Source organism: Pseudomonas sp. rhizo66, assembly GCF_031931925.1.
Taxonomy (GTDB): domain Bacteria; phylum Pseudomonadota; class Gammaproteobacteria; order Pseudomonadales; family Pseudomonadaceae; genus Aquipseudomonas.
This window is the reverse complement of sequence record NZ_JAUJWZ010000053.1, coordinates 1-803: the sequence shown is the minus strand read 5'-3', so window position 1 is coordinate 803 and position 803 is coordinate 1. Positions and strand designations below refer to the sequence as shown.

Here is an 803-nt window from a genome sequence, read left to right as displayed (position 1 = left end):
GAAGGCAAGAGTGATCAACCGCTGCTGGTCAGCGGCCACTTCCTCGCACTGACCGCGCACCCGAAAGCCAAATGGAACGACCTCTGGTTGCTGACCGAAGTCCTCCACGAAGGCAAGCAGCCACAAGTGCTGGAAGAGTCGGTGACCAGTGACACCACCGCACTGAAAGACGATTTCCACCAGGGCTACCGCAACCGCTTTCAGGCCACCCCGTGGGACGTGCCGAACCGCCCGCCCCTGCGCCACCCGAAACCGCGCATCCTCGGCAGCCAGAGCGCCGTGGTCACCGGCCCGAAAGGCGAAGAGATCCATTGCGACCAGTACGGCCGCGTCAAAGTCCAGTTCCACTGGGACCGCGAAGGCCAGGCCGACGACAAAACCAGCTGCTGGCTGCGCGTCTCCAGCGCCTGGGCTGGCGCGCAATACGGCGGCATCGCCATCCCACGCATCGGCATGGAAGTGCTGGTCACCTTCCTTGAAGGCGACCCCGATCAACCGCTGATCAGCGGCTGCCTGTACCACAAGGAAAACACCGTTCCCTATCCACTGCCGGCAAACAAGACCCGCAGCACCTTCAAAACCCTCAGCTCCATGGGCGGTGGCGGCTACAACGAACTGCGCATCGAAGACAAAAAGGGTCAGGAGCAGATCTACCTGCACGCCCAGCGCGACTGGGACGAAAACATCGAGCACGACCAGAAAATCCGCGTCGGCAACGAACGCCACGACACCGTCGAAAAGAACAGCTACAGCGAATTCAAGGCCGAAGAACACCACACCGTCTACGCCGACCGCAAAGTCGA

Annotated in this window: 1 protein-coding gene; it reads left to right on the top strand. The window is 61.6% G+C overall.

What is annotated here, in order from left to right; translation table 11 throughout:
• The coding region (gene tssI / locus QZR14_RS27915; RefSeq protein WP_311998311.1) for a type VI secretion system tip protein TssI/VgrG at positions 1-803 on the top strand (803 nt) is incomplete at both ends.